Origin of the sequence: Corynebacterium sp. HMSC034H07, from assembly GCF_001815175.1 — a bacterium.
GTDB lineage: Bacteria > Actinomycetota > Actinomycetes > Mycobacteriales > Mycobacteriaceae > Corynebacterium > Corynebacterium hiratae.
In genome coordinates this window covers 100,457-125,366 of record NZ_KV819530.1, presented here as the reverse complement: position 1 = coordinate 125,366, position 24,910 = coordinate 100,457, and the positions used below count along the sequence as shown (strand labels likewise).

At 60.3% G+C, this 24,910-nt stretch carries 23 protein-coding genes; 8 read left to right on the top strand and 15 right to left on the bottom strand.

The genetic code is table 11. The features are described 5' to 3' along the window. Window positions 1–24: 24 nt before the first annotated feature. The 4 genes from HMPREF3009_RS07685 to HMPREF3009_RS07670 form a co-directional block, all read right to left on the bottom strand. On the bottom strand, window positions 25–1,818 hold the full coding sequence (locus HMPREF3009_RS07685; protein ID WP_070681134.1) for a GmrSD restriction endonuclease domain-containing protein: 1,794 nt from the start codon (window positions 1,816–1,818) through the stop codon (window positions 25–27). Between the two features lie 133 nt (window positions 1,819–1,951). Next, window positions 1,952–2,965: a ketol-acid reductoisomerase gene (gene ilvC, locus HMPREF3009_RS07680; RefSeq protein WP_070681131.1), complete on the bottom strand. Its 1,014-nt coding sequence runs from the start codon at window positions 2,963–2,965 to the stop codon at window positions 1,952–1,954. 109 nt (window positions 2,966–3,074) lie between these two features. After that, the gene (ilvN, locus tag HMPREF3009_RS07675) at window positions 3,075–3,590 is read right to left on the bottom strand and encodes an acetolactate synthase small subunit (protein ID WP_010186907.1); all 516 of its coding nucleotides are present in this window, start codon (window positions 3,588–3,590) and stop codon (window positions 3,075–3,077) included. Window positions 3,591–3,595: 5 nt separating this feature from the next. Further along, window positions 3,596–5,416 (bottom strand): acetolactate synthase large subunit, encoded by a 1,821-nt coding sequence (locus HMPREF3009_RS07670; protein WP_070681128.1) that lies wholly within the window; start codon window positions 5,414–5,416, stop codon window positions 3,596–3,598. Between the two features lie 314 nt (window positions 5,417–5,730). Between HMPREF3009_RS07670 and HMPREF3009_RS07665 the strand changes: the two genes are divergently transcribed. The 3 genes from HMPREF3009_RS07665 to HMPREF3009_RS07655 are packed head-to-tail and all read left to right on the top strand — an operon-like array spanning window position 5,731 to window position 9,400. Next, window positions 5,731–6,264, top strand: a complete 534-nt coding sequence (locus HMPREF3009_RS07665; protein WP_070681125.1) for a PH domain-containing protein — start codon at window positions 5,731–5,733, stop codon at window positions 6,262–6,264. A gap of 2 nt (window positions 6,265–6,266) precedes the next feature. Next, entirely contained in the window at window positions 6,267–8,120 is a 1,854-nt protein-coding gene (gene ilvD / locus HMPREF3009_RS07660) for a dihydroxy-acid dehydratase (RefSeq protein WP_070681122.1), read from the top strand. Between the two features lie 11 nt (window positions 8,121–8,131). Further along, on the top strand, window positions 8,132–9,400 hold the full coding sequence (locus HMPREF3009_RS07655) for a glycosyltransferase 87 family protein (RefSeq protein ID WP_070528626.1): 1,269 nt from the start codon (window positions 8,132–8,134) through the stop codon (window positions 9,398–9,400). A 117-nt stretch (window positions 9,401–9,517) separates the two neighbouring features. Here HMPREF3009_RS07655 and HMPREF3009_RS13785 read toward each other — a convergent pair whose 3' ends face one another. Further along, on the bottom strand, window positions 9,518–10,150 hold the full coding sequence (locus HMPREF3009_RS13785; RefSeq protein WP_232761018.1) for a hypothetical protein: 633 nt from the start codon (window positions 10,148–10,150) through the stop codon (window positions 9,518–9,520). Here HMPREF3009_RS13785 and HMPREF3009_RS13975 point away from each other — a divergent pair. The 3 genes from HMPREF3009_RS13975 (at window position 10,037) to HMPREF3009_RS07640 (ending at window position 12,173) form a co-directional block, all read left to right on the top strand. Further along, window positions 10,037–10,471, top strand: coding sequence for a helix-turn-helix domain-containing protein (locus HMPREF3009_RS13975; protein WP_366095180.1), 435 nt, complete (start codon window positions 10,037–10,039; stop codon window positions 10,469–10,471). The genes HMPREF3009_RS13785 and HMPREF3009_RS13975 overlap by 114 nt on opposite strands. A 12-nt stretch (window positions 10,472–10,483) precedes the next feature. After that, window positions 10,484–11,296, top strand: coding sequence for a DUF6973 domain-containing protein (locus HMPREF3009_RS13780; RefSeq protein ID WP_232761016.1), 813 nt, complete (start codon window positions 10,484–10,486; stop codon window positions 11,294–11,296). A gap of 490 nt (window positions 11,297–11,786) precedes the next feature. Beyond that, on the top strand, window positions 11,787–12,173 hold the full coding sequence (locus HMPREF3009_RS07640) for an IS30 family transposase (protein WP_070511640.1): 387 nt from the start codon (window positions 11,787–11,789) through the stop codon (window positions 12,171–12,173). 70 nt (window positions 12,174–12,243) lie between these two features. Here HMPREF3009_RS07640 and HMPREF3009_RS07635 read toward each other — a convergent pair whose 3' ends face one another. The 4 genes from HMPREF3009_RS07635 to HMPREF3009_RS07620 all read right to left on the bottom strand — a co-directional run bounded on the left by HMPREF3009_RS07635 (window position 12,244) and on the right by HMPREF3009_RS07620 (window position 15,034). Continuing rightward, the gene (locus tag HMPREF3009_RS07635) at window positions 12,244–12,558 is read right to left on the bottom strand and encodes a transcriptional regulator (RefSeq protein ID WP_049157204.1); all 315 of its coding nucleotides are present in this window, start codon (window positions 12,556–12,558) and stop codon (window positions 12,244–12,246) included. Next, window positions 12,555–12,992, bottom strand: a complete 438-nt coding sequence (locus HMPREF3009_RS07630; RefSeq protein WP_049157207.1) for a hypothetical protein — start codon at window positions 12,990–12,992, stop codon at window positions 12,555–12,557. Before HMPREF3009_RS07630 ends, HMPREF3009_RS07635 begins: the two co-directional genes overlap by 4 nt. 133 nt (window positions 12,993–13,125) lie before the next feature. Further along, complete coding sequence (locus HMPREF3009_RS07625) at window positions 13,126–14,121, bottom strand: DoxX family protein (RefSeq protein WP_070528634.1); 996 nt, start codon at window positions 14,119–14,121, stop codon at window positions 13,126–13,128. A gap of 28 nt (window positions 14,122–14,149) precedes the next feature. Further along, a complete protein-coding gene (locus tag HMPREF3009_RS07620) occupies window positions 14,150–15,034 on the bottom strand; it encodes a LysR family transcriptional regulator ArgP (RefSeq protein WP_070681119.1) in 885 nt (294 codons plus the stop codon). A 70-nt stretch (window positions 15,035–15,104) separates the two neighbouring features. Here HMPREF3009_RS07620 and HMPREF3009_RS07615 point away from each other — a divergent pair, with 70 nt between their 5' ends. Continuing rightward, the gene (locus tag HMPREF3009_RS07615) at window positions 15,105–15,794 is read left to right on the top strand and encodes a LysE/ArgO family amino acid transporter (RefSeq protein WP_070681114.1); all 690 of its coding nucleotides are present in this window, start codon (window positions 15,105–15,107) and stop codon (window positions 15,792–15,794) included. Here HMPREF3009_RS07615 and HMPREF3009_RS07610 read toward each other — a convergent pair. The 6 genes from HMPREF3009_RS07610 to HMPREF3009_RS07585 form a co-directional block, all read right to left on the bottom strand. Further along, a complete protein-coding gene (locus tag HMPREF3009_RS07610) occupies window positions 15,791–17,215 on the bottom strand; it encodes a YkvI family membrane protein (protein ID WP_070681111.1) in 1,425 nt (474 codons plus the stop codon). The genes HMPREF3009_RS07615 and HMPREF3009_RS07610 overlap by 4 nt on opposite strands. Window positions 17,216–17,400: 185 nt before the next feature. Further along, complete coding sequence (locus tag HMPREF3009_RS07605; RefSeq protein ID WP_070681108.1) at window positions 17,401–18,456, bottom strand: NAD(P)-dependent alcohol dehydrogenase; 1,056 nt, start codon at window positions 18,454–18,456, stop codon at window positions 17,401–17,403. A gap of 55 nt (window positions 18,457–18,511) precedes the next feature. Then, complete coding sequence (gatB, locus tag HMPREF3009_RS07600; RefSeq protein ID WP_070681105.1) at window positions 18,512–20,017, bottom strand: Asp-tRNA(Asn)/Glu-tRNA(Gln) amidotransferase subunit GatB; 1,506 nt, start codon at window positions 20,015–20,017, stop codon at window positions 18,512–18,514. 43 nt (window positions 20,018–20,060) lie between these two features. Beyond that, a complete protein-coding gene (locus HMPREF3009_RS07595; RefSeq protein WP_046648095.1) occupies window positions 20,061–21,659 on the bottom strand; it encodes an aspartate:alanine exchanger family transporter in 1,599 nt (532 codons plus the stop codon). Between the two features lie 39 nt (window positions 21,660–21,698). Further along, window positions 21,699–22,730: a 6-phosphofructokinase gene (locus HMPREF3009_RS07590; protein WP_070511628.1), complete on the bottom strand. Its 1,032-nt coding sequence runs from the start codon at window positions 22,728–22,730 to the stop codon at window positions 21,699–21,701. A gap of 22 nt (window positions 22,731–22,752) precedes the next feature. Continuing rightward, window positions 22,753–24,129 (bottom strand): MFS transporter, encoded by a 1,377-nt coding sequence (locus HMPREF3009_RS07585; protein WP_070681103.1) that lies wholly within the window; start codon window positions 24,127–24,129, stop codon window positions 22,753–22,755. A gap of 48 nt (window positions 24,130–24,177) precedes the next feature. Here HMPREF3009_RS07585 and HMPREF3009_RS07580 point away from each other — a divergent pair, with 48 nt between their 5' ends. Further along, on the top strand, window positions 24,178–24,501 hold the full coding sequence (locus HMPREF3009_RS07580; RefSeq protein ID WP_070511621.1) for a hypothetical protein: 324 nt from the start codon (window positions 24,178–24,180) through the stop codon (window positions 24,499–24,501). The last annotated feature ends 409 nt before the right edge of the window (window positions 24,502–24,910 follow it).

Below are 24,910 nucleotides of genomic sequence, written 5' to 3'. Positions count from 1 at the left end.
TGTAGCGCACGTGGAGAAGGAACCTTAACGCGCAAAGGCCTGCGGGCCCTCCTCGCCGCCAGAGAGGTTCGCCTCATCCACGTCGCGCACTACCTGCTTGTTGAGTGCGTATTCAACGATGCCGACGAAGCGCTCGCGGCGATCGGCGAAGAACTGGTGCGCGGTCTTCGCAGTCAGCAGCTCCGGATCTAAGTCGTGGGAGGCCAACACACTATCGAACTCGGCATCCTCCATGATCGACTTTGACTGCACGCGCGGCAGGTAGCGCTCGGGCGAATGCCCGTCCAGAACCACCTCGGTGCGCTTGCCCATCGGTGTGCGGTTGAGCACGGAGTTCGCCAGCACGCCACTGATACCGTGGCGCTCGCACCAGCGAAGCGGGAAGACCGGGAAGAATCCCGGCTGCAGCTCCTCGAAGCTATGGCGGTTGAAGGGGCGCCCCGTCCGCCAATCCTTGGCGCCGCGGGCCATGAGCAGAGCGTAGAGGCCGTGCCATACGCCGTCGTTCTCCCCCACGGACAGCAAGCGGGACTCGCGGAAGGAAGCATCGCGCACCGTCTTCGGAACGCTCTCGGTATCGCCGGCAACCCAGCTGGTCACCTCGTCGACATCACGGGCAGCGCGCAGCTTGACGGCCGAGGAGCCGTAAAGCTCACCGAAGACACCGCTCCAGAACCACTGGTTGAGGCGGTCCCAGGCGTCTTGGGTAGATAGCACGCCCTTCTTCTCAGCCAGACGTGCCAGGATGACCGCCAGCGGGATAATCTGCTCGGAATAGGGAACCTGCTCCAGGGACAGGATGCAGCGCTCAGCCAAGAACTCGGCGACCTCGCGGAAGGTAATCACGAGGGTCTCCGCGGCCTTGCGGTATTCAGCGAGCGTCAGTTGCAGGATGTCCTCGCGCTGACCACCAGCGTTGCCCTTCTCCCCCGACACCAGCAAAGACACGGCCGAGAGGAACTCGTTGCGGCCGATGCCGTCGAGCGCCGGGAAAGAACGCAGCTGCTTCTCGACGGCCGCCCAATCCTCCGCCAGGTGGAAGTCCGGGTCCTCGGAGGCAAAGACAGCCGTGAGCAGATCAAAGACATCCATCTGCAGACCAGCGGAGTTCACCTGCGCAAAGATCGATCCGATGCCGGCGCTTGCTGTCTCTCGGGAGAGGCGGATCATCGGCACGGTGTACCCGGACAGCGGGCGCAGGATGCGGTTGTTGAAGGCAGCAACCACATCACGGGTGGCACCATCGTTGGCGGCTGCGAGCTCGAAGAGCATGCTGGTGCCTTCCTCGCTCAGCAGGGCTGAGACCGGGATGCAGCACTCCTCGATTGCGGCCTCGCGGGTGTTCAAGGAACCTTCGATATCCGGCGCGAAGTGGGAGCGCAGCTCGCCATGCTGGTTGACGGCGAAGACGGCCTCGTCCGGCATGATGTCCTCCGAGGTCGCTATCCGCAAGTCCACGTAGTACTTGCGGGAGACCTTCTTGGAACGAAAATCAGTGGTATCGACGAAGCCCTCGCCGCGGAAGCAGTGATACAAGGTGGTAAGGCGCTGCTGCCCATCCAGCAAGAGCAGGCCCGGGTTCACCCCGGTATCCGGGGCACCAGCCAATGGGCGGGGGCGAAAGCGCATAGTTTCGTTGCGGGTATCCAAGGCCATTAATGCGCCGAGCGGGTAGCCGCGCAAGACGGTGACGATCAGCGATCTAATGCGGTCCTCATCCCAGGAATAAGAGCGCTGGAAGTCAGGCAGCTGAATATCACCGCGATCGATGCGAGCGAAAAGGTCATTAAGGTCATAGCTTGGCGTAGAGAAACCCATGACCTCGAGCCTACCGCCAAATGTGGGAACGTGCCCGTTTGTGCGCGAACATCACATTGCGGGCACGGATGGCCCGAGTAACGAAAAATCCCGCCAGCCGGTGGCCAGCGGGATTACTCAGATCCAGTGCGATTTATGCCGTTGCATCCAGTGGGTTTTTGACCCAGCTCATGAGATCGCGCAGCTTCTCACCGGTCTTCTCGATCTCGTGATCGTTGTAGCTGGCGCGCAGCTCCTCCAGCTCCTTGTTGCCGCCCTCAACGTTGGCGATCAGGCGCTTGGTGAAGGTTCCGTCCTGAATGTCGGACAGGATGTCCTTCATGCGCTGCTTGGTGTCAGCGTCGATGACGCGAGGACCAGAGATGTAGCCGCCGAACTCTGCGGTATCGGAGACCGAGTAGTTCATGTTCTTGATGCCGCCCTCGAACATGAGGTCAACGATGAGCTTCAGCTCGTGCAGGCACTCGAAGTAGGCCATCTCCGGCTCGTAACCGGCTTCCACCAGCACCTCGAAACCGACCTTCACGAGCTCCTCGGTACCACCGCACAGAACGGCCTGCTCACCGAAGAGGTCGGTGACGGTCTCGGCTTCGAAGGTGGTCGGGATAACGCCGGCGCGGGCGCCGCCGATGGCCGCGGCATAAGACAGTGTCAGCTCGCGGCCCTCGCCCTTCGGATCCTGCTGGGTAGCGATCAGGCAGGGCACGCCCTTGCCGTCGACGAACTGGCGGCGGACCAGGTGGCCCGGACCCTTCGGCGCAACCATACCGATGGTGATGTTCTCCGCCGGCTTGATCAGTTCGAAGTGAATGTTGAGGCCGTGGCCGAAGAACAGAGCGTTGCCGTCCTCCAGGTTTGGCTCAATGTCCTCGGTGAAGATGGTCGCCTGGGACGTATCCGGGGCCAGCAGCATGATAACGTCAGCCCACTTGGACGCCTCAGCGTTGCTCAGGACCTTAAAGCCAGTCTCTTCCGCCTTCTCGCGGGACTTGGAACCCTCGCGCAGGCCGATCGCCACCTCAACGCCAGAGTCACGCAGGTTCATTGCGTGGGCGTGGCCCTGGGAGCCATAGCCAATGATGGCGACCTTGCGGCCCTGGATGATGGACAGGTCGGCATCGGAATCGTACAGAGTCTCAATAGCCATGTTGTTGTTCCTTCTCTCTGTGGTTCGTCGTCACTACTCAGTGAATAGTGACGTGGTCTACTGAATTTGTATCACATTTTGGGACACGATGCCCACAATGTGAGATTATTTATTTGCTCGGTGCCATCGCCTTCGGGCCACGCCCCAGCGCGACGTTTCCGGACTGCACCAGCTCACGGATACCGAAGGGCTCGAGGACGTCGAGAAGCGCCTGCAGCTTGCCCGGCGTACCGGTGGCCTCCACCACCACGGACTCCGGCGATACGTCCACGATGCGGGCGCGGAAGATGTTCACCGCGTCGACCACCTGGGGGCGGTTCGAGTTATCCGCGGCCACCTTGACCAGCATGATGGCGCGGGCAATGGTGTTTTCTTCCTCCAGCTCCACCACCTTGAGCACCGGAACAATCTTGTTGAGCTGCTTCGTCACCTGCTCGATGACAACCTCGGAGGCGTCCACAACGATGGTCAGGCGGTTGATCCCCTCGGTTTCGGTCCGCGCGGAGACCAGCGAGATGAGGTTGTAGCCGCGGCGGGTAAACATACCGGTCACGCGGGAGATGATGCCCTCAATGTCCTGGACCCGCACGGACAGGATGTGTCGGGTGATGTCGTCTTTAGCCATTGTTCTTAGGCCTCCTCGAGGGATTCGTGAATGTCGGCCGGATCCTCGGCCGCGGACTCGTTTTCATCAAACAGCGGGCGCAGGCCCAGGGCGTACTGAATTTCCTCATTGGAGGCGCCGCCACCAATCATCGGCCACACCTGGGCATCCTGGCCCACGATGAAATCAATGACCACCGGGCGGTCATTGATTGAGCGCGCGCGCTCAATCGCGGGGCCAATCTCTTCTGCCGTGGTGACGCGAATGGACTCGCACCCCAGGGCCTCGCTGAGCTTGACGAAGTCCGGGACGTACTCATCGTGCTCACGCAGCTTGGTATGGGAGTACTTGTTCTCATAGAAGAGCGTCTGCCACTGGCGCACCATGCCCAGGTTTCCGTTATTAATGACAGCCACCTTGATGGGGAATCCCTCCACCGCGGCGGTGGTGAGCTCTTGGTTGGTCATCTGGAAGCAGCCATCGCCGTCAATCGCCCAAACCTCACGCTCCGGGCATGCGGCCTTAGCGCCCAGCGCTGCGGGTACTGCGTAGCCCATCGTGCCGGCACCGCCGGAGTTGATCCAGCTGCGCGGGTGCTCGAAGTCGAGGAACTGTGCCGACCACATCTGGTGCTGGCCGACGCCCGCGCAGTAGATAGCCTCCGGCCCCACCATGGAGCTGAGCTGCTGGATGACCTCCTGCGGATTGAGCAGCCCGTCCGACGTCGGCTCGAAACCGCGCGGGTAGCGGCGCTGCAAATCTCCCAGGTACTCCATCCAGTCACCGAGGTTCGGGGTATCCAACTCCGCGTCATTGGCATAAGCCTTGGTCAGACGAAGGAGCACCTCGCGCGCATCACCCACGATGGGAACAGCTACCTCACGGATCTTGCCGATCTCGGCCGGGTCGATGTCGGCGTGGATGACCTCGGCGTGCGGAGCAAAGGTATCGGTATCACCGGTCACGCGGTCATCGAAGCGCGCGCCCACGGCGATGATAAGGTCCGCGCGCTGCAGCGCCGCCACCGCCGGCACCGTGCCGTGCATGCCGGGCATGCCCATGTGCTGCGGGTGATTATCCGGGAAGGCGCCGAGCGCCATGAGGGTGGTGACCACCGGGATGCCGGTCAGCTCAGCAAACTCGCGCAGCTCGCGGGAAGCCTCCGCCTTAATGACGCCGCCGCCAACGTAGAGCACCGGGCGCTCCGCGCGGGCAATACGCTGAACAGCCTGCGTGATCTGGCGCGGGTGCGGGGTCGTGGTGGGCTTATACCCCGGCAGGTCCGGCATGACTGGGCCGGAGTACTCCATCAGGGCGTTCTGGACATCCTTCGGGATATCCACGAGGACCGGGCCCGGCCGTCCGGTGGACGCCAGGTGGAACGCGGCAGCAATAGCCCCCGGGATGTCCTCTGCCTTGGTGACGATGAAGTTGTGCTTCGTAATCGGCATGGTCACACCGCGGATATCGGCCTCCTGGAAGGCGTCGGTGCCCAGCAAGGAGCTGCCCACCTGACCGGTGATGGCCACGACCGGCACGGAGTCCAGGTTGGCGTCCGCCAGCGGGGTCACCAGGTTGGTAGCACCCGGACCGGAGGTGGCAATCATGACGCCCACCTTTCCGGATGCCTGGGCATAACCTTCGGCGGCGTGGCCGGCCCCCTGCTCGTGGCGGGTGAGCACGTGGCGCAGCTTCGTGGATTCAAAGAGGGCGTCGTACAGCGGAAGCACGGCGCCGCCCGGAATGCCGAAGACAAGCTCGGTGCCCAAATCTTCGAGGGTACGGACAATGGCGTGTGCGCCCGTGATGCGCTCGGGCGCCCGCTGTGGCGGAGTGGAAGCTGTCACGGTTGTTGTGCTCCTTCAGTGGGGATGGATATCGGAGAGATCATCCAACTAATAACGCCCCCGCTGTCCTTCCTGGGTGTGAAGGTAACGGGGGCGCTTGCTGGTCGACGTCACTAGTGGACTCGCTACGGCTCGCGCCGCCCGGGTACTACAACGAGGTGAAGTCGAATAATGATCATGGGCTAAACTGTACACTGATAGAAACGCCACCGCAGGCATTTACCCCCATTTTTGGGATCTTTTTCTCATTTTGCGAGATTGCACAGGTGGGGCGGTTCGCCACCGCGCCACGCTGTCAATTACGATGACCCACTATGACGTCCTCACACCCGCAGAACGCATCAACTCGTGCCGAACACCCCGCGGCCGAAACGTTCAAGCCCACCCGCGAACACCTCCTCGGCATCGGCATCCTCGCCGCCATCGCTTTCCTCAGCATTGGCTGGGCCCCGAAATACCTCTTCTGGATCCTCATCTTCCCGGTGTTGGCCATCTGGTGGGTCCTGCGTGCCCGCACCACCGTGGACGCGAAAGGCATCCACATCACTTATGGCTTCCGCGGCCCCAAGGACATCGCGTGGAAGGACTTTAAAGGCATCGGATTCCAGCGCTCGAAGGCCTACGCTCGCACCACCAGCGGCGACAACCTCAACCTGCCGGGCGTGACTTTTAACTCCCTCCCCCGCCTTGCCGCCGCTTCCAACGGCCGCATCCCCGACGCCCTGACCGCTGGCCGCGAAGCCGCCGATGACAAGGTCGTCATCGTCCACCGCGATGGCCAGCAGATCCTCCTTACCAAGGAGGAATACGCCGAGTACCTCAAGAAACACCCCGAACTGAAGGATTAACCGTGTACCCTCTCCGCTCTAAAGTCACCACCGTTGGCCGCCAGGCATCCGGTGCACGCGCACTGTGGCGCGCTACCGGCTCCAAGGAGAGCGACTTTGGCAAGCCGATCGTTGCCATCGCCAACTCCTTTACCCAGTTCGTTCCCGGCCACGTCCATCTCAAGAACGTCGGCGACATCGTGGCCGACGCCGTGCGCGAAGCCGGCGGCGTGCCCAAGGAATTCAACACCATCGCTGTTGACGATGGCATTGCCATGGGCCATAGCGGCATGCTCTACTCCCTGCCCTCGCGGGAGATCATCTCCGATTCCATCGAGTACATGGTCAACGCGCACACTGCCGACGCCTTGGTGTGCATCTCCAATTGCGACAAGATCACCCCGGGCATGTTGAATGCCGCGCTGCGTCTCAACATCCCTACCATCTTCGTGTCTGGCGGCCCGATGGAAGCCGGCAAGGCCGTCGTCGTCGACGGTGTGGCGCACGCGCCGACGGATCTGATTACGGCCATCACGGCGTCGGCCAGCGATGCCGTCTCCGATGAGGGCCTGGCTCAGGTGGAGGAATCCGCCTGCCCCACCTGTGGTTCCTGCTCCGGCATGTTCACCGCCAACTCCATGAACTGCCTCACCGAGGCGCTCGGTTTGGCCCTTCCAGGCAATGGCACCACGCTGGCTACCCACAGCGCCCGCCGCGATCTCTTCGAACAGGCTGGCCGCACCATCGTCGAGATGTGCCAGCGCTACTACGGCGACGAAGATGACGCTGTCCTCCCGCGCTCCATCGCCACCAAGGAAGCCTTCAGCAATGCCATGGCTTTGGACATGGCTATGGGTGGTTCCACCAACACCATCCTCCACACGCTGGCCGCCGCGCAGGAGGGCGAGGTGGACTTCACGCTCGAGGACATCAACGAGATCTCCTACCGCGTGCCCTGCCTGTCCAAGGTGGCGCCCAACGGCACCTACCACATCGAGGACGTGCACCGCGCCGGGGGCATCCCCGCTATCTTGGGCGAGTTGCGCCGCGCGGGCCACTTGAACCTCAAGGTCCACACCGCGCTCTACGACAACGCCGAGGAATGGCTTGATGATTGGGATATCCGCGGCGGCAAGGCCACGGAGGCCGCTCTCGAACTTTTCCACGCCGCACCCGGCGGTGTACGCACCACCGAGCCATTCAGCCAATCCAACCGATGGGATGAGCTCGACACCGACGCTGCCAATGGCTGCATCCACGACGCCGAGCATGCCTTCTCCTCCGACGGTGGCCTGGTCGTCCTGCGCGGCAACCTCGCTCCCAACGGGGCCATCGTCAAGGCCGCCGGTGTTGAAGAGGAACTGTGGACCTTTACCGGCCCAGCTCGCGTGGTGGAATCCCAGGAAGAGGCCGTATCCATCATCCTTAAAAAGGAAGTCCAGCCTGGCGATGTCATCGTCATCCGTTACGAGGGCCCCGCGGGCGGTCCCGGCATGCAGGAGATGCTGCACCCAACCTCCTTCCTCAAGGGCTCCGGCCTGGGCAAGGCCTGCGCCTTGATTACCGATGGCCGCTTCTCCGGCGGTACCTCCGGCCTGTCCATCGGACACATCTCCCCCGAGGCTGCCCACGGCGGCCTCATCGGCCTAGTGGAAAACGGTGACCCCATCACCATCAACATCCGCGAGCGCCAGCTCACCCTCGACGTGGACGAAGACGTGCTGGAACGCCGCCGCGCCACCGAGGAGCAGCGTGAGAAGCCCTGGACGCCAAAGGACCGCAACCGCCCGGTCACCAAGGCTCTGCGCGCCTACGCCAACATGGCCACCTCTGCAGACCGCGGTGCGGTGCGCGTGGTGGATGGCTACGTCAATTAGAGTATGGGGCGATGAAATTCGCCACTAACGCCGCAAGGCGCACACTCCTGACCGCCGCCGGGCTTATCGTGGGCCTGGTAGGCGTCATCCGTCACATCCTCCACACGGACTTCCCAGTGGACATGATCATTTACCGCGAGGGCGTGCGCGCCTTCATGGAGGGGCGCTCGGTCTATTCGGAGCCGATGTACGCCGGGGATTTGACGCTCCCCTTCATCTATCCACCCTTCGGCGCGCTCGTCATGGTGCCGCTGACTGCCTTTGAGTGGATGAGTGACTCCCTGGCAGGCGATATCATGATCGTCCTCTCGGACGCCCTAGTCTTCGCTTGCCTCTACGCTATCTTCCGCGCGCTAAAGGTACCGAACCTGTGGCCCACCGTGGCGATCGCGTGGGCCGCGGCCATGTTCTTTGAGCCCATCCGCCTCAACAACGGCTTTGCGCAAATCAACATTGTCATCATGGCGCTGGTCATCTTCGATCTGGTTCCCCGCAAGCGGAAGCTTCCACAAGGCTGGCTGATAGGTCTCGCGGCGGCCATCAAAATTACCCCGTTGGCCATGCTGCTGTATTTCCTGTTGCGCCGCGAATGGAAGCCAATTCTCACCGCCTTCGTCTCCGCTGTCTTGGCCACCTTGCTGGCCGCCGCCTACCGTTGGGAGGCTTTCGTTGAATTCTTCACCTCGAAGCTTCTCGATATGGGCAAGGGCGCGGACTTCGGCGTGGCCACGGACTATCAATCCAACTCTTCGCTCAAGGGCGTTATCCAGCGCCTCTTTACCTCCCAGGAGGCCATGGACAACCACGGCACGCTTATTAATGTGCTATGGCTGGTCGCGGCGCTCGTGATCATCGGTGTTGGCTCGGCACTCATCCTGGCGCAAATGCGGCGAAGCCTGCTTGTCGATGCCCACCTCACCACCGCCACCATCATGCTGCTCATCTCGCCTGTTTCGTGGTCGCACCACTGGGTGTGGCTGTCGCTCATCGTGCCGGTTCTGGTCTACCGCGCCTGGTCCTGGCGCAATTCCACCTGGGTCGCCGGCAGCCTGCTGGCTGTACTCGCCGCTTGGGTGGGCATGCTGCTGACCGTTCCGCCGAAGTGGTGGTTTGGTGACAGCATCGATGTCCACGCGATGCCGCTGTACCAGAAGTTCTTGGTCGATGACTTCGTGTGGCTGGCACTACTCAGCTGGATTCTCTACGCCATCTGCCTCAAGGCTCGAGGCACTCAATCCGACAAGCCACATACTGAGCTCGCTGCGGCCCAAACCAACTAAGCCCCGAAACGCAAAACTGCCTGTTCTGCCAAAGTTGTTCGCCGCGCCTGCGGCGGGCTCAGGTGGTGAATACATCTATACAGCTAGGAGGTTGTGTAGATGTTAGGCGATAGAAAGCTACGTGAGCGGTATGTGCAGGCGTATCTGCATGATGCGCGTCCGATGTCGGTGATCCTCAAGGAGTTGGGGGGCTCGAAGGCTACGGCGAAGGTGTGGCGCCAGGCTGAGGGCCTTAGCCGTGGCAAGCGCCGTCGGAGCCTGAATGAGGATAAGTACAAAGATCAATACCAAAAGATCATTGCTATTGTAGAAAGCGGTCGGTCTGCGCATAGTGCACTGAAAGAGACAGGTTTCCCACAGACCGCTTACCGATACCTTGCGCAAGACGGTATCGAACTCGCCAATACCAGTCGCGGTGGAGCCATACAACACGAGCGGGATCGCATTGCCCAAGCTTTGAAACTTGTGGATGCTGGCAAAAGCTATAAACAGGCCGGCCAGGTTGTTGATCGCTGCACTGCCACGGTGAAAACGTGGCACCATAATCGCATGTATGGGCGTTGGGTACTCAATGATCATCCCACTGAATCCGAATCGAAGGTAGGACGCGGAAAGCGTCTTATCCGCCATGACCGAATAGCGATAGCCTATCTGCTTGATCAGGGTCTTACTCACCGTGAGATTGCAGCCCACCTTGGCCGGAATCAGTCGACGATTAGCAGGGAAATCGCCCGGGGGATGACTGAGCATGGCTACGATGCCCTCGTGGCGCAAAAGCGGGCTGTAGACCGTTTAGCCAGGCCTAAACCCCGTAAACTCGATACCAACCCGCAGTTGCGGGCCTTTGTCATCGAGGAGTTGAACACGAAGTGGTCACCTTCCCCTTGGCTGCTGAGCCCTGCCCCCCTAGGAACAAAACTCGGGGCACTTCAATCTACGAGCGTTACTAGTAGTACTTCGTTACTTCTGTGTGGAGCTGTGATCGATAAATTGGCAGGGGATATACACCTAATTAGGGGTGATTTTACAACTGTTAGTTTCCTAATAGGAATTATCTGTTACTCTGGGTAAGGAGCACCTAATATGCGTGTTTCCCTCGTCACGGATAATCGTTTTCACGAAATTTACAGGAGTCTTATGCGCAATCGCGCCACAAGATTCATCATGGCTTTATCTACAGCAGCAGTTCTCGCATTTGGTTTAATCATTCCACCAAGTGCTGCTGCCCAAAACCTGGGGAATCTTACCCCCTTGCCCGCATCAACAATTGACTTAGACGCTGAAATTCGCGTAGACACCAGTGATGTCACAGATGAGGACATCATGAATGTTCAAGACGAGATCAAGGTGATGAACGAGTCCGCCGACCCGTACGGTTACTTCGCATCCCTGTCAGCTAATGAACAACGCGCAATCATTGCTGCAGTTGAACGTGCCAGGGTCACTGACATCAATCCTCAGGTAGCGCCTTTTGCGACCACCCAGTCGGACCCCTACCGGATATATATCCAGGGCCTTGAAATGCTGTCCTGCATCGCGCTGGTCGATGTAGTATCATGCGGCATCGCCAATCAGGCAGCCACAACCGCGAGTACGGAAGCGCAGAACCGGTTTCCTGGCGCCACATCACTCCGCAATGGAAAGGGCGATGCTTTTCGGCACTGCTCGTGGAATGCCCTGATGACGATGAGAATCGGTGCAGATGCAGCTGAACGCATTGCTACTAACCACGAAACTGTCGCTCAAGGGCCAGCGGATCAGACCCGCATGGACCTGTATAACAATGCCCAAGGTCGATTTCTTGGATCTGCTTTCGCAAGTAGTGGCGACGAAGCTGCTGCTCTGAACCAGTGCGCCCTCTGGGCAAGGATTGGACTGCTATCTACACTTTCCTAGGATAGGCACGAGAAGGAGGTTATGTTAATGAGACGCATGATGGCACGGATAGGGTTCACTAGTATTGTCTCCCTATCACTCTCCTCTTGTAGTTTTAATGACCCATTGGCTTCTCATCTCGCGTCCCTAGAACGATCGGGACATGCAATCCCCGTTACTGAGTCCATCACACTGGAGGAACTCTACGGACCAGAGTGGACTGAGTTTTCGCTCGTGTGCCCATACACTCCGTATCAAACAGTCAAAGAAACACTTGTGGTTGATGATCCCCCTGTTCCAGAACACGGCTTCACCGAAGAGGCAAACTTCCTCTTTCTTAGAGGAAAGGGCGACAGCGAACAATGGGTGAGGTTCTCTCGACAGGCTCTCGATCTGTGTTCTCCATCAAGTCCGCCTTCTTTAATCATGGAGTCAACGACAGTTGCTCTCAGTTTTTCTCTGGATAATCCGGGTAGTGCTTGGACTCTAACCGGCTTGAACAAGTAGTCGTATGGGCTCGCTGCTTGATGTGCATGATTCCGCCACGACTGTCGATAAGTTAATCGAGATGTTTACCGGAAAAATACGCAACAACACCAAAACACTGACCTGGGACCAAGGTGTGGAACTAGCCCAAGTAGACAGGCTGAGCATCGAACGTGGGCTCGCAGTCTACTTCTGCGATCCACACTCACCCTGGCAGCGTCCTACCAACGAAAACACCAACGGGCTAGTCCGAGACTTCCTACCCAAAGGAAGCGACTTTAGTACCCTGACGCTTCAAAAGGCGTTCAACACATTCAAGACCTACTCAACGGGCGCCCCAGAGAAGTCCTCAACTGGTACACACCAGAAGAGAGAATCCAAGAACTATTCAAGTGATGCATCCACCACTTGAAACCGCCTGCGGCGGGCGGGAAAACTTTGGCAACAAGGGCACCTCAGCGAGGCCGTACTATGCACCCAACTCAACCCTCAGCTAATTCCTTGAGTGCTGCCAAGTGGCCGTCGAAGGCAATCTTGCCTTGCTCAGTCAATGCGACCCACACCGAGTCCTTCGCACGGCTGGTGCCGTACTCGCGGAAGCGAGTCACGTAGCCGGCTTTTTCCAGAGCTCCGAGCTGCTTGGACAGGGAGGCATCGGAAAGCTCCGTGCGAGCGCGCAACATGGCGAACTTCATCTCTCGGTTTACCTCCCCGCCCTGCGTGGCTCCGAAGGCATTAAGTGTGGCGCAAATCTTAAAGCGATTGAGCGGGTGGATTACCGGGTCAAGTTCACTCATCGCGGCCTCCGATCCAGCGCACCAGTATGTAGTGTCCACAAGACCGCCAAGGCGCACAGCACACTTGCAATGCATGAGGGAATAACGTGTCCTTCGACGAAGGGATTGAAGAGCGACGGCAGAATCATAAATCCCAATCCTGCGTAGAAGCGCCAGGTCACGCTCCGGGAGGCGTGCGGATCAACCTTCTGGCGCATCGAATCCCTCACCCCCGTGCGGTAAAAGAAGGCAAGGCTCACCAATAACCCGAGCACAAGAAGAAGTCCGCCGACGAGGACGAGCGGATGGACGTCAACTTTGATCCACATGTAAGCAAACCACGCACCGTACGCCGCCGCTGCGAGCAGGCTCAGCCAGACGGGTGGCCGTTTGGCCGCGGCCAACCGTTGTTGCTCCTCAAATGCGAGTGCGTCCAGAACATTCTGATTCGGCAAAACTAAAGCTCCCCTCCTGCGGCACCAAAGTCATTGTTTTTCACTACAGAAAACAACTTACTTTACATAATGGAAAACAACAACGGCTACCCCATAACTGCAGGCTGGGAGCGTAGAAACGTGCTAACAGCGCCTAGTTCAGCGGGTTAACGCCCGCGCCAAACCACCAGATGGCAACGAGCGCGGCCACGCCAATGACGACGAAAATCCAGGACGTTGCCAATGGGCGGCGAGTCCACGAGCGGTTAAAGTCCAGAGAGATGAATCCCGGACCGGTGAACTGCAGGGCCACCGCGATAACGAAGAGGACGAGGCCCAGCCAGACGCTCTCATTCCACGCGAAGACATCCAACCCTGCACCGGAGGCGTTGAGGCCGTGGATAGCGGAGAAACCAGTGACGATAAGGCCGAACATGGCCGCCAGCGGTGTCACCAGACCCAGCAGCAGGAAGGCGCCAGCGATGAGCTGGACGGTGGGCACGCCGATGGCCAAGGCCGCCGCCATGGTGTACTCGCCGAACTCGTTCTCCAAACCAGATAGGCCCTCGTTGCCGCCGAGCTTGAAGAAGGTCGAGGCACCCGCCACGAGCAGGTAAACGCTGAGCGCCAAGCGCACGAAGAGCAGACCGAAGTCAATGGTGCCGCGGCGTGCTGGCTCCGGCTTCTCCTCCACCGCTGCTACCTCGGAGTCCACAGCGGGGTCGGCAACGGCAACCGTGCTTGGCACTTCCTCGTAGGTCTCAGTTGCCGCGGACTCAGTTGCGGTTGCCGATACCGGCATAGCGGTTGTCTGCGCATCAGACTCGGCCATGGCCTCCGCGCGCGGGAAGGCAGTGGTCTCGGTTTCTGCTGCAGCGCTGTCGAAAGACAAGGACTCGCGGGTGGCGCTCTCAAAGGTTTCGGTTTTGGCTTCAGGCTCTGCCTCAACAGCAGGCTCCTCAGCCTTCTTCGGCTTAATCACCTGCGGCTCGGCGCGGCCGGGGCGCTGGAAGAGGCTACTCTTCTTCGGCTTATCGGCAGCTTCTACAGCTTCTGCCTCAGGCGTGCTGTCCTTCACGGAGTCTTTCCCCGTGTAGGTCGGGATATCGTCATCAAAGTCGGTGGCTTTATCAGGAGTTTTATCGCTCATGCCTCCAACTTAAGGCAGCACAGCGCCCTTATGGTGCATCTTTATCGGCGCGGCGCGAAGCTAAAACCGCACGGCCTGCGTCTAAGACATCTGCCGTGAGGTCCGCGAGCACCTCCGACTCCAGCCGCCAGCGTTGCCAATAGAGGTCGATGTCGAGCGGGAAGTCGTCGAGAAGCACCAGCTCACCCGTCTCCAGCAGGGGCTGGGCCTGTAGCCGCGCCACAAGCCCCCAGCCCAGGCCGTAGCGCACTGCTTCGACATAACTCTCCGAGGAAGGAATCTGTGAGACCCGCGCGCGCAGGACATGGGAGTCGATGAAACGCTCGCGCATGGCGTCGTCCAAAGTCGCGTCGTTCGGCCCGAAGCCCACGATGGGCAGGGTCTCCCAATCTTCAAAGCCCTCCGCCAGGCTGGGTGCGGCGACGGCAAAGTAGCGCATGGTGCCGAGGTATGTAGATTCACAACCGGAGACTGGGGTTTGCTCGCGCGTGACCGCGCCCAGCACATCACCCCGGCGCAACATCGCGAGAGTGCGGGCCTCATCCTCGATGCGAATGCGCAGCGCCGCTTCACCGCGCTCGGCGGTGCGCTGGATTACAGGTCTGAACCACGTGGCCAGGGAATCCGAGTTGATAGCAACGGTCAGTGGCACACGGGACAACCGCTCAGTAAGCCGCGCATCCGCCTCGGCTTGGACCAGAGCCATGCGCCGCGCGGCTTGGGCGACGATCTCCCCTGCCTCGGTCACGGTGACGGGAGTTTCGCGGCGCAGAAGGATTCGACCAGTCGATACTTCCAGCGCCTTGATGCGCTGACTCACGGCCGAAGGAGTGATTCCCAACACAGCCGCAGCGCCCTCGAAGGAGCCTTCATCGATGATGGCCAGCAGAGTTTCAGTATGGAGCGGGTTCATGAAGCTATTTTAAACCAGCTGTAGAATATTTAACTGGACTTCATATGCCGTTATACGCACACTAGAAGCCATGTCAGTTTTGCTCGCAGGATTTGCGCTGGGTTTGTCCCTCATCATTGCCATCGGACCGCAGAATGCTTACATCATCAAGATGGGCATTAAACGCGATCATGTCGGCCCTATCCTGTTGGCATGCTTGCTTTCCGACGTCATCCTGATCACCGGCGGCACCGCCGGCGTCGGCGTCCTCGTCGAACGCTTCCCCACCGCGCTCATCGTGGTCAAGTACTTGGGCGCGGCTTACCTCATCTACTTTGGGTTCACGTGCTTCCGCGATGCGTTTAAGAAGCAACAGGAATCACTGGTCATTGAGGAAACCGCACCAGTGGCGCAGGTCGTTGAAGAGAACTCGGGCAGCTCGGGAGCACCGGGGAACTCAGTGCTTACGAAGATCCGCCCCCGCGTGCGCTCAAAATCCTGGGTCAAACCCGTCCTCGGTGCGTTGGCGCTGACGTGGCTTAATCCCCTGGCCTACGTCGACGCGCTGGTCATGCTGGGCTCCATTGCCAACCAATATGGCGACCAGCGCTGGGTCTTCGCCGGCGGTGCGATTCTGGCCAGCGCCGTGTGGTTCCCCTCCCTCGGCTTTGGTGCCTACAAGCTCTCCCACGTGCTGGCCAAGCCGACGACGTGGCGCGTAGTCAACATCGTCATCGGCTGCGTCATGCTTGCGCTGACGGCGAAGCTCCTGCTTCTCTAGTTCTTCTTTGATTCTTCAGGGAGCTCTTCGTCTTCGGCGGGGTCTCCCACCGCGCCGGTTTCCTCGACCCAGGCCTTGATTTCTTCGTCGGTGCGATCTTGCTCCACAGCCTCGCGCTCGGTGTAGTAGGAGTGGTCGTTGCGGTTTTCCTCCCACTTTTCCTTGTCGAAGTCGAGCTCTTCATCCGAGTCCAGCTCCTCCACCACATCGGAGACGAGATCCTCGAAGAGGGCTTCATCGTCCATGTTGGAGTCAGCGATCTGCTGGCCGATTTCATCGTCATAACGCGCTGCGTCGTACTCTGTGTCGGGGTGCAGCTTGAGGTGCAGCAGGGCGCGGATGCGCTCACGGCGCAGGCCCTCGTCCTTAATCTTGCCCAGGGAGCGCAGCCACCCAATCACCAAGATGGCCACGAGCACAATGCCCATATAGCCCAGGACCGGGTAGACGTACTGCATCAGAGCCTTGAAGCCGGCGAAGGAGACGGCGAAGCCAGCGAGGCAGCCGGCGATAAAGATGATGCGGTACTTGGACTCGTTACCGGAAGACAGGCGCTTGCCGAGCGCATAGAACATGCCGATGGCGGTATTGAAGATCATCAGGTAAATGATGATGGCCATGATGACGCCGAGTGTCGGGTGGATATTGTCCACCAGGGTCAGCATCGGGATATCGGAATCGCCGACGTTCTCCGCGTTCATCAGCAGCGAGAAACCGGCGATGGCCATGAGCACCGCGTAGACCGCGCCACCCACGATGCCGCCGACGCCTGCCTCGCGCGGGCTGATGTTATCGCCGCCGATCACCAGGGACATCGATACCGCCAGGATGAGGGCCAGGCCGTTGTAGTTCAGCGCGGAGATGAGCCAGTGCGGGATTGGGGATTCAATCGCCTCGGAGGCGGCAATCGCCGCATCGACGTTGTCCGGCATGTGCAGCAGCGTGTAGGTGCCGGCGAAGAGTACCGCAATGATGATGGTCGGCGTCAGGAGACCGATGACCTGGGAGACCTTATCGACGTCGAACATGCCCGTGATAAGAACCAGGACGAGCATGAGCAGGGAACCCACCCAGGCCGGCCAGCCGAACTGCTGCTGCATGTTAGATCCGGCGCCAGCCAGCATGACAAAGCCCACCGCAAAGAGCGTGAGGATCACCGCGACATCCAGAATGCGCGAAATGATCGGGTGGGTAATGTTCCGGAACACTTGGTTGTGTTCGCTGGCGTGGAAGTAGCTTCCCAGCTGAAGGAACACCGTGCCAGCGAGGGTCATGACCAAGCCGGCTACCAGGATTCCCCACATGCCCGGAATACCAAAGGACGTAAAGTACTGGACAACTTCCTGTCCCGTGGCAAAGCCCGCACCCACGAGCAAGCCAATGAAGGACAAAGCGATGCCCACGACGTTTTTATAAGACACGTTTTCCTATCTGTTTTCTAATTTCTTCTTTTTATGCTTAGTGGCTAGTGCATAAAAACGCGCCATACTTTGGCACAAGCATGGCGTTACATAGGTTCTACCTTACGCCAACCTGATAGGAAAACATGTGTGCGGCTGTGGAGAGATTGCTCCTACAACCGCTCAAGCATGAGCCGGCTCACCTCTTAGTGCTCGGCAAACGTCGCGGTATCGATGACGAAACGGAATTTCACATCACCCGCGACGACGCGCTCATAGGCCGCGTCTACCTCGTCGACGCCCACCTTTTCGATCACCGCGCCCAGGCCATGCTCGGCGCAGAAGTCCAGCATCTCCTGGGTTTCCGCGATGCCACCAATATTGTTGCCGGTCAGCACCTTGCCGCCGCCGACCAGACGGTTAAGGCGCAGCGGCAGTGCTTCCGGCGGTAGGCCGACCACCGACATAATGCCGCGCGGCTTGAGGAGGCGCAGGTAATCTTCGAGGTCATACTCGGCGGAGATGGTCGACAGGATAAGGTCAAATTCGCCGCGGTGGTTCCGGAAGAAGTCTTCCTCTTCGGTGGTGGCCAGGGTACGGCTCGCCCCCAGCTTCGCGGCCTCCTCTGCCTTGCGCGAGGTGCGCGAGATGACCGTGACATCCGCGCCCTTTGCGGCAGCAATCTGCACGCCCATGTGCCCCAAGCCGCCCAAGCCCACGACGGCTACCTTCTGTCCTTCCTTGACGTTCCAACGTGCCAGCGGAGAGTACGTAGTGATGCCAGCGCAGAGAAGGGGTGCTGCCACGTCAAAATCAAGGGAATCCGGGATGCGCAGCACGAAGTCTTGATTCACCACGATCTTTTCAGCGTAGCCACCTTGGGTAATCGTGCCATCGACATCCGTGGAGTTATAGGTTCCCACACCGCCCTTGAGGCAGTTCTGCTCCATCCCTGCCTCGCACTGCTCGCACTCACCGCAGGAATTCACCAGGCAGCCCACGCCGACGCGGTCCCCCACCTTGAACTTAGTGACCTCCTCCCCCACGGCGGAGACCACGCCGGCGATCTCGTGGCCAACGGTCAGCGGAAAGTGCGCCTCGCCCCACTCGTTGCGGATGGTGTGGATATCCGAGTGGCAGATGCCTGCTGCTTTGATGTCGATGACAACGTCATCGGCGCGCGGCTCGCGGCGCTGGATGGTCACGACTTCGAAGGGCTCGTTCGGACCGGTCTTCTGCAGTGCTTTAGTAGAAATAGTCATGGCGACCACGGTACCCCGCAGCCGCCTGACCTCGCCTAATGGAAATCTCTACCGACTAGGAGAGCTTCTTCGCAATCAGCTTGTTGACCTGTCCTGGGTCAGCCTTACCCTGGGTGGCCTTCATGACCGCACCCACGATGGCACCGGTGACCTTCTTGTTGCCGGCCTTGTACTTCTCCACGATGTCCGGGTTAGCGGCCAGGGCATCATCGACGGCCTTCTCGATCGCGCCATCATCGCGCACGACCTCGAGCCCGCGCTTGGCGACGACCTCGTCGACGTCACCCTCACCGGCCAGCACGCCGTCGACCGCCTGGCGAGCCAGCTTGGTGGTCAGCTTGCCTTCCTTGACCAGCTCAACAACGCGAGCGACCTGCGCCGGGGTAATGCCGAGAGTGCTCAGTTCAACGCCAGCCTCATTGGCCTTACCGGTCAGGTAGGACACCCACCAGGAGCGGGCCTCGTCCGGGGTGGTGCCGGCTTCCACGGTTTCGATGATGAGATCAAGCGCGCCAGCGTTGACCAAATCACGCATCTCCTCGTCCTTGAGGCCCCACTCCTCCTGGATGCGGGCGCGGCGAATCCACGGCATCTCCGGCAGGGTCTGACGGATTTCCTCGACCCACTCGCGGGAGACAATCACCGGCGGCAGGTCCGGGTCGTTGAAGTAACGGTAGTCCTCGGCGGTTTCCTTCGGACGGCCCTTGGAAGTCGAACCATCCGTTTCCTGGTAATGGCGGGTTTCCTGGACGATCTCGCCGCCGTCGACAAGCACCTGCGCCTGGCGCTGCATCTCAAAGCGCACCGCCTGCTCCACCGAGCGCAGGGAGTTGATGTTCTTGGTTTCGGTACGGGTGCCGTACTCCTCCTGGCCCACCGGGCGCAGCGAAACGTTGGAATCCACGCGCATCGAGCCTTGATCCATGCGGGCATCGGACACGCCCAGTGCCGCGACGAGCTCACGCAGAGCAGAAACATAGGCGCGGGCGACCTCGGGGGCGCGCTCGCCAGCACCAATGATCGGCTTGGTCACAATCTCGATTAGCGGGATGCCGGCACGGTTGCAGTCCACCAGCGAGGTCGTTGCGCCGTGAATGCGGCCATCGGCACCACCCAGGTGGGTCAGCTTGCCGGTGTCCTCCTCCATGTGAGCGCGCTCAATCTCAACGCGCCACTCAGTGCCGTCGTCGAGGACGACGTCGAGGTAGCCGTCGTAGGCAATCGGCTCATCGTACTGGGAGATCTGGTAGTTCTTCGGCTGGTCCGGGTAGAAGTAGTTCTTGCGGGCGAAACGCGAAGATTCCGCAATCTTGCAGTTCAGCGCCAGGCCGATCTTGATGGCGCCTTCCACGCCCTTGGAGTTGACCACCGGCAAAGCGCCTGGCAAACCGAGGGACACCGGGTCCACGTTGGAGTTGGGGGCTGCGTTGAAGTTCGTGGGCGAGGTGGAGAACATCTTGGTCTCCGTGTTGAGCTCCACGTGAACTTCCATGCCCATAACGGGTTCGAACTTTTCAAGGACCTCGTCATAGTCCATCAGGTCATACATCGCAGCAGTCATGCGTGCCATCTTAGTATGTCAGCGCGACACCGTGCGCAACCGCCTAACCCAACAAGGTGATGCCGTGCGTAATGAGAATCTTGGCTATCATCGCCGCCGGATACACCATGGCATAGCCCAAGGCGACGCGCTGGTCAGTGTTCGTCCGATTGTTCACGAAAGCGAGCACGGCCGGCTGGGTTTGCGCGCCCGCCATAGCACCCGCGGTCTTCGTGGCACCGACGCGCAGGAAGCGGCGCATGACGAGTGCGAATCCGGTCGCCACCAGCGTCGTGATGATCATGCCGAGCAGGAGAATCTTCCACCAGGCTCCACCCGTAAAGGCACCGGCGATTTCCCCGCCCGCATTCGTTCCGGCCTGGGCCAAGAAGAGCAGCAGTCCGAGTTCGGAGAGGATTGTGTTGGCCGAGTGCGGCAGTGCGGTGACGGTATTGCCGATGCGCCCGATACGCGCCATGATCAACGCCACGATGAGGACGCCAGCGGCAGCGCCGAGGCTAAAGGAAGAGCCGCCTGGAAGCGGGATTTCGAGGTGGCCCACGAAAACGCCGAGGGCCATGCCGAGGCCCAAAGACACCGGGTTGATATCTGTCAGGCCTTGCGAGGAATCACCAAGAAAAGTGGAAATCTCCCGCAGGGACTTCTTGGAACCGACGACGCGCACGCGGTCGCCGAGCTCCACGATGTGTTCTGGGATAGCGACCTGATCATTATCGGCGCGACGTACTCGCGAGATACGCGCGCCCCAGCGATCCGCCAGCTGGTTATTGAGCTCCGCGATGGTCAGGCCCGCCAAGCTGTGCTCGGAAATAGTGATGCGGCGAAAGTCCAACTCGTGGCGGTCATCATTGAGGATCTGCGGGGACTCGCGCCCGGCTCGCTCGATGATGTTGTCCAGGTCCTCCGGGGCACCAACGAGCGTGACCACGTCACCGGGGTGCAGCACGTCGAAGAATTTCGGCAAAACGATAAGGTTGCTGCCCACGCGGCGCAGGCGTGTTACCTGCACTTCCCCATTGCCAATATCAGCGATCTCCGCGACTGAGATCTCGCGTTGAATCTGCATGTGCTGGCGCGTGACGGGTGACAGGGTGTCGTCGTCATTGCCGGCGTCGCGAAGCACGAGCACCGTCGCACCGAGCATGCCGATGACACCGAACAGGTAAGCCACCGCGTAGCCCACCGTAGCCGAGCCCGGATCGCCCGTGGCTTCCGACGCCGCCGCCAACGCCGGGGTATTCGTCACCGCACCGGCGAAAGTACCAGCGATGGTGGCATTCGACAGCCCAAAAACATACGTGCCCAGACCCCAGGCAGCAAGGGCGGCAACGACGAAAACCCCGATCATGGAGAGCACCGGCCCCGTGGCCGTCTTCAGCGACTTGAAGAAGGACACACCGGAGTTATTGCCAATGCCGAAGGCAAAAAGCACCAGGCCGAACATGCCCAAGATGGGAGGAACGGAGGCCTCTACCCCGGCAGCTGATGCGGCTGCCGAGAAGGCGATGCCGAGAAAAAGCACGGCCGCCGCGCCCAAGCTGATGCCCCGCGTCTTGATGCCGCCGAGTGCCATGCCGACACCTATGAGCAGAAACACCAAGAGGACCGGCTGCTCAGCCAGATAAGCTAATACGCTTGTCATCGCTACCTTTAGAAACTATGGATGAGCTAACGGTGGTGTTTAGCCAAACAGGGCCTGTGCGTTGGCATAACGCTTGGCCGGAACCACCTTCAGCTTGCCCACTGCGTCCTCGAGAGGCACGAGTTCAATGTTCTCGCCATGGAGAGCCACACACATGCCGGACTGGCCGTTGTGCGCAGCACGGGCGGCATGGGTGCCGTAGCGAGTGGCCAGCACGCGGTCATAGGCCGTCGGCGTACCGCCGCGCTGGATGTGGCCGAGTACGGTGGTGCGCACGTCGTAGCCGGTGCGCTTCTTGATCTCATCACCGATGACCTGGCCAATTCCGTTGAAGGTCTGGTGGCCGAACTGGTCCACACCGCCTTCTTCGAAGTCCATGGTGCCTTCCTTCGGCAGCGCGCCCTCAGCGACGCAAACGATGCCGTACTTCTCACCCATCTGGAAGCGGCGTTCCATCGCCTTGGTGATATCTGCGATATCGAATGGGACCTCAGGGATCACCGTGTAGTGCGCGCCGCCGGCCATGCCTGCGTGCAGCGCGATCCAGCCAACGTGGCGGCCCATAACCTCGACGATGAGGATGCGGTCGTGGGATTCAGCGGTGGTGTGGAGGCGGTCGATCGCGTCAGTCGCCACGGATACTGCGGTGTCGAAACCGAAGGTGTAGTCGGTAGCGTTGACGTCATTATCGATGGTCTTTGGCACGCCCACGACCGGGATACCGTTATCGGAGAGCCACTTAGCGCCCTTCAGCGTTCCTTCACCGCCAATGGCGATGAGCGCATCGACCTCAGCATCAGCCATGTTGGCCTTGATGGTGTCCAACCCAGCCTTGAATTTATCTGGGTGGAGGCGGCCGGTGCCAAGGATGGTTCCACCGCGCAGGAGGATGCGGTCGATCTCTGCGTCGTCATAAAGGTCACGGCGGCGGTCTTCCATCAGACCAACCCAGCCGTCCTCGTAGCCGACGACCGTATCGCCGAACTCGTTGGATGCGGTACGAACGACCGCGCGGATAACAGCATTCAGACCGGGGCAATCACCACCGGATGTCAGTACAGCAAGACGCATGACATCCAATCTACTCGCTTCCCTATAGCCTCGCAGTTTCCGCTACCGCATGCAGGGTGTCGCGGAAGAAGAGGGACGCCACGCACCCTGCTGAAAGCATCGCGACAATGACCACGAGGGAATCCGCGGCCCCCGCTACCTGCATAACCGCTGACACGGCGGCTACTCCAATGACCGACCCCACCTGCCTGGACGTGTTATAGACGCCGGATGCCGCGCCCATGAGATCTGCATCAATATCGCGCATCGTCGTCGCGGCATTAGAGCCCCAGATGAAGGACTGTCCCGCCCCCAGCGCCGCGCAGGGCAGGCACAACCACCAGGCCGACACTTCGGCCTGCATGAGGAACCACAGTGCGAGGAAGGTCGCAATCAGGATCCCGAAGCCCGCGACTGCCAGACGTCGTGGGTGCAGCTTATCCGCCAGAATGCCCGCTAAAGGCGACACGCACAGGGAGACCAGCGCCATAGGTGTAACGATGAGCCCGGCATCCCGCGCCGACATGTCCTGCTCGACCTGCAGCCACATCATGATGGGAATCATCATCGACGCCGCCATGAAGCCCATGGACACGATGGCTACCGAACCAGCGGAGTAGTTGCGGTCCTTAAACAGCACGAGCGGGACGAGCGCCGCCATCCCCCGGGCCGATTGCAGGCGCACGAAAATATACATGCCGAGCACACCAGCAAGGAGCAGGACCCAAATCCACCACGGCCAACCCGTCTCTGGGCCCTGTTGCACTGCGAAGACGAAGCACGTTAACGCGATAAACGACGCCCCCACTGAGAGGAAGTCAATCTTCCCCGTCGCCGTCGGCAAGGAAGGCACCCACAGGCCGGATAAGACGATTGCGGCGACAACAAAAGGAATATGAATCCAGAAAACAGCCTGCCAGCCAAATGCAGCGACGACGAAGCCTCCCAAGAGCGGTCCGGCAAGTGTGGCCAAAGACCCAACCACTCCCCAGACGCCGAGCGCACGGCCGCGCCGCTCCCGCGCGAAAATACGGTTGATGACGGCCATAGTCTGCGGCATTTGAATCGACGCGCCGAAACCTTGCAAGGCTCTTGCTGCAATAAGAAACTCCACCGAGGGCGCTAACGCGCACAACAGCGCGCCGATGCCAAAGAGCCCGACGCCCAGCTGGAACATTTTCTTCTGGCCGTAGATATCGCCGAGGCGGCCGGTAAACAACAGCGGCACGACCACGGCGAGCAAATAGATGGCGGAAACCCACAGCACCTGGTTGACATCGGCGTGGAACTCACGGCGGACGTCGGGAAGCGCGACGGCAATCATCGATTGGTCGAGCAAGGACATGAAAAAGCCCAGTGATAGCGCGGCCATGGCGAGCCACCCTTGCTTCTCCGACGGCGGCGTTCCTGCGAGTTTCATGCAGCGAAGTCTAGCCACCGCACGCTCACGCGGCCTAAACTGAGGCGCATGGGAATGATTGATATCAAGAAACCGCAGGACGTATCGACGGCAGCGACCGTCACGCTGGGACTTATCGGCGGCTGGCTCACCGCCCGGGAGACTGGCATTCGCCCGCTTGGCGGCGTGGTGCTCGCCGCCGCTGGCGTGTGGGCGGGCCGCAGCTGGTGGGCTAAGACGAACCCGGCCACTACCGTTGGCCTGGCGGCTCTGTACACCGGCGCTTTTGGCCTCTCCCACCCGCTGGCTAAGAAAATGGGCTCCTGGCCGGCAGTCCTGACCGTCACTGCCGCGAGCGCCGGCGCTGCCTACGCGCTTTCCGACGCCAAGTAGATCCCCCACCCACGCCCCCTTCGCGCTGTCACTGACGGACGGAGGGGGCGTTTTGCGCTCTTGCACAGGCAAAGAATCCAACATCTCGCCATCGAATGTGCTGGCTAACACATGGTGGATACCCCCGTTTATAGTAACGACTTGACACGAATTCAACGCAGGCTATGGCCATACGGGGTGTGTGGTACTAGAATCATGGTTAGAACACTTCTTCTAACACATGTTTATCTCGGGGGAGATACCCATGACCACTGCCACACGCCCACCAACCTTCTTCTTCTCGACTACTAACCCGAATAACCCACACGCCATAGCCCGCGCGAAAGCACGACGAGCCGCCTTTGACACCTGGGTCGGGGCTATGCCCAGCCTGCAGGCTGATATCAACACCACCGCACTATCCCTAGTT

Bases quoted from the DNA above. Each gene is read 5' to 3' on its own strand.
- HMPREF3009_RS13780 (WP_232761016.1), top strand. From the start codon at position 10,484: ATGCGTGTTTCCCTCGTCACGGATAATCGTTTTCACGAAATTTACAGG.
- HMPREF3009_RS07590 (WP_070511628.1), bottom strand. From the start codon at position 22,730: ATGCGTCTTGCTGTACTGACATCCGGTGGTGATTGCCCCGGTCTGAAT.
- HMPREF3009_RS07620 (WP_070681119.1), bottom strand. From the start codon at position 15,034: ATGAACCCGCTCCATACTGAAACTCTGCTGGCCATCATCGATGAAGGC.
- HMPREF3009_RS07655 (WP_070528626.1), top strand. From the start codon at position 8,132: ATGAAATTCGCCACTAACGCCGCAAGGCGCACACTCCTGACCGCCGCC.
- HMPREF3009_RS07635 (WP_049157204.1), bottom strand. From the start codon at position 12,558: ATGAGTGAACTTGACCCGGTAATCCACCCGCTCAATCGCTTTAAGATT.
- HMPREF3009_RS07605 (WP_070681108.1), bottom strand. From the start codon at position 18,456: ATGACTATTTCTACTAAAGCACTGCAGAAGACCGGTCCGAACGAGCCC.
- HMPREF3009_RS07665 (WP_070681125.1), top strand. From the start codon at position 5,731: ATGACGTCCTCACACCCGCAGAACGCATCAACTCGTGCCGAACACCCC.
- ilvN (WP_010186907.1), bottom strand. From the start codon at position 3,590: ATGGCTAAAGACGACATCACCCGACACATCCTGTCCGTGCGGGTCCAG.
- HMPREF3009_RS07595 (WP_046648095.1), bottom strand. From the start codon at position 21,659: ATGACAAGCGTATTAGCTTATCTGGCTGAGCAGCCGGTCCTCTTGGTG.
- HMPREF3009_RS07685 (WP_070681134.1), bottom strand. From the start codon at position 1,818: ATGGGTTTCTCTACGCCAAGCTATGACCTTAATGACCTTTTCGCTCGC.
- HMPREF3009_RS07585 (WP_070681103.1), bottom strand. From the start codon at position 24,129: ATGAAACTCGCAGGAACGCCGCCGTCGGAGAAGCAAGGGTGGCTCGCC.
- ilvC (WP_070681131.1), bottom strand. From the start codon at position 2,965: ATGGCTATTGAGACTCTGTACGATTCCGATGCCGACCTGTCCATCATC.
- HMPREF3009_RS07640 (WP_070511640.1), top strand. From the start codon at position 11,787: ATGGGCTCGCTGCTTGATGTGCATGATTCCGCCACGACTGTCGATAAG.
- HMPREF3009_RS07580 (WP_070511621.1), top strand. From the start codon at position 24,178: ATGGGAATGATTGATATCAAGAAACCGCAGGACGTATCGACGGCAGCG.
- HMPREF3009_RS07615 (WP_070681114.1), top strand. From the start codon at position 15,105: ATGTCAGTTTTGCTCGCAGGATTTGCGCTGGGTTTGTCCCTCATCATT.
- gatB (WP_070681105.1), bottom strand. From the start codon at position 20,017: ATGACTGCTGCGATGTATGACCTGATGGACTATGACGAGGTCCTTGAA.
- HMPREF3009_RS13785 (WP_232761018.1), bottom strand. From the start codon at position 10,150: ATGCTCAGTCATCCCCCGGGCGATTTCCCTGCTAATCGTCGACTGATT.
- HMPREF3009_RS07625 (WP_070528634.1), bottom strand. From the start codon at position 14,121: ATGAGCGATAAAACTCCTGATAAAGCCACCGACTTTGATGACGATATC.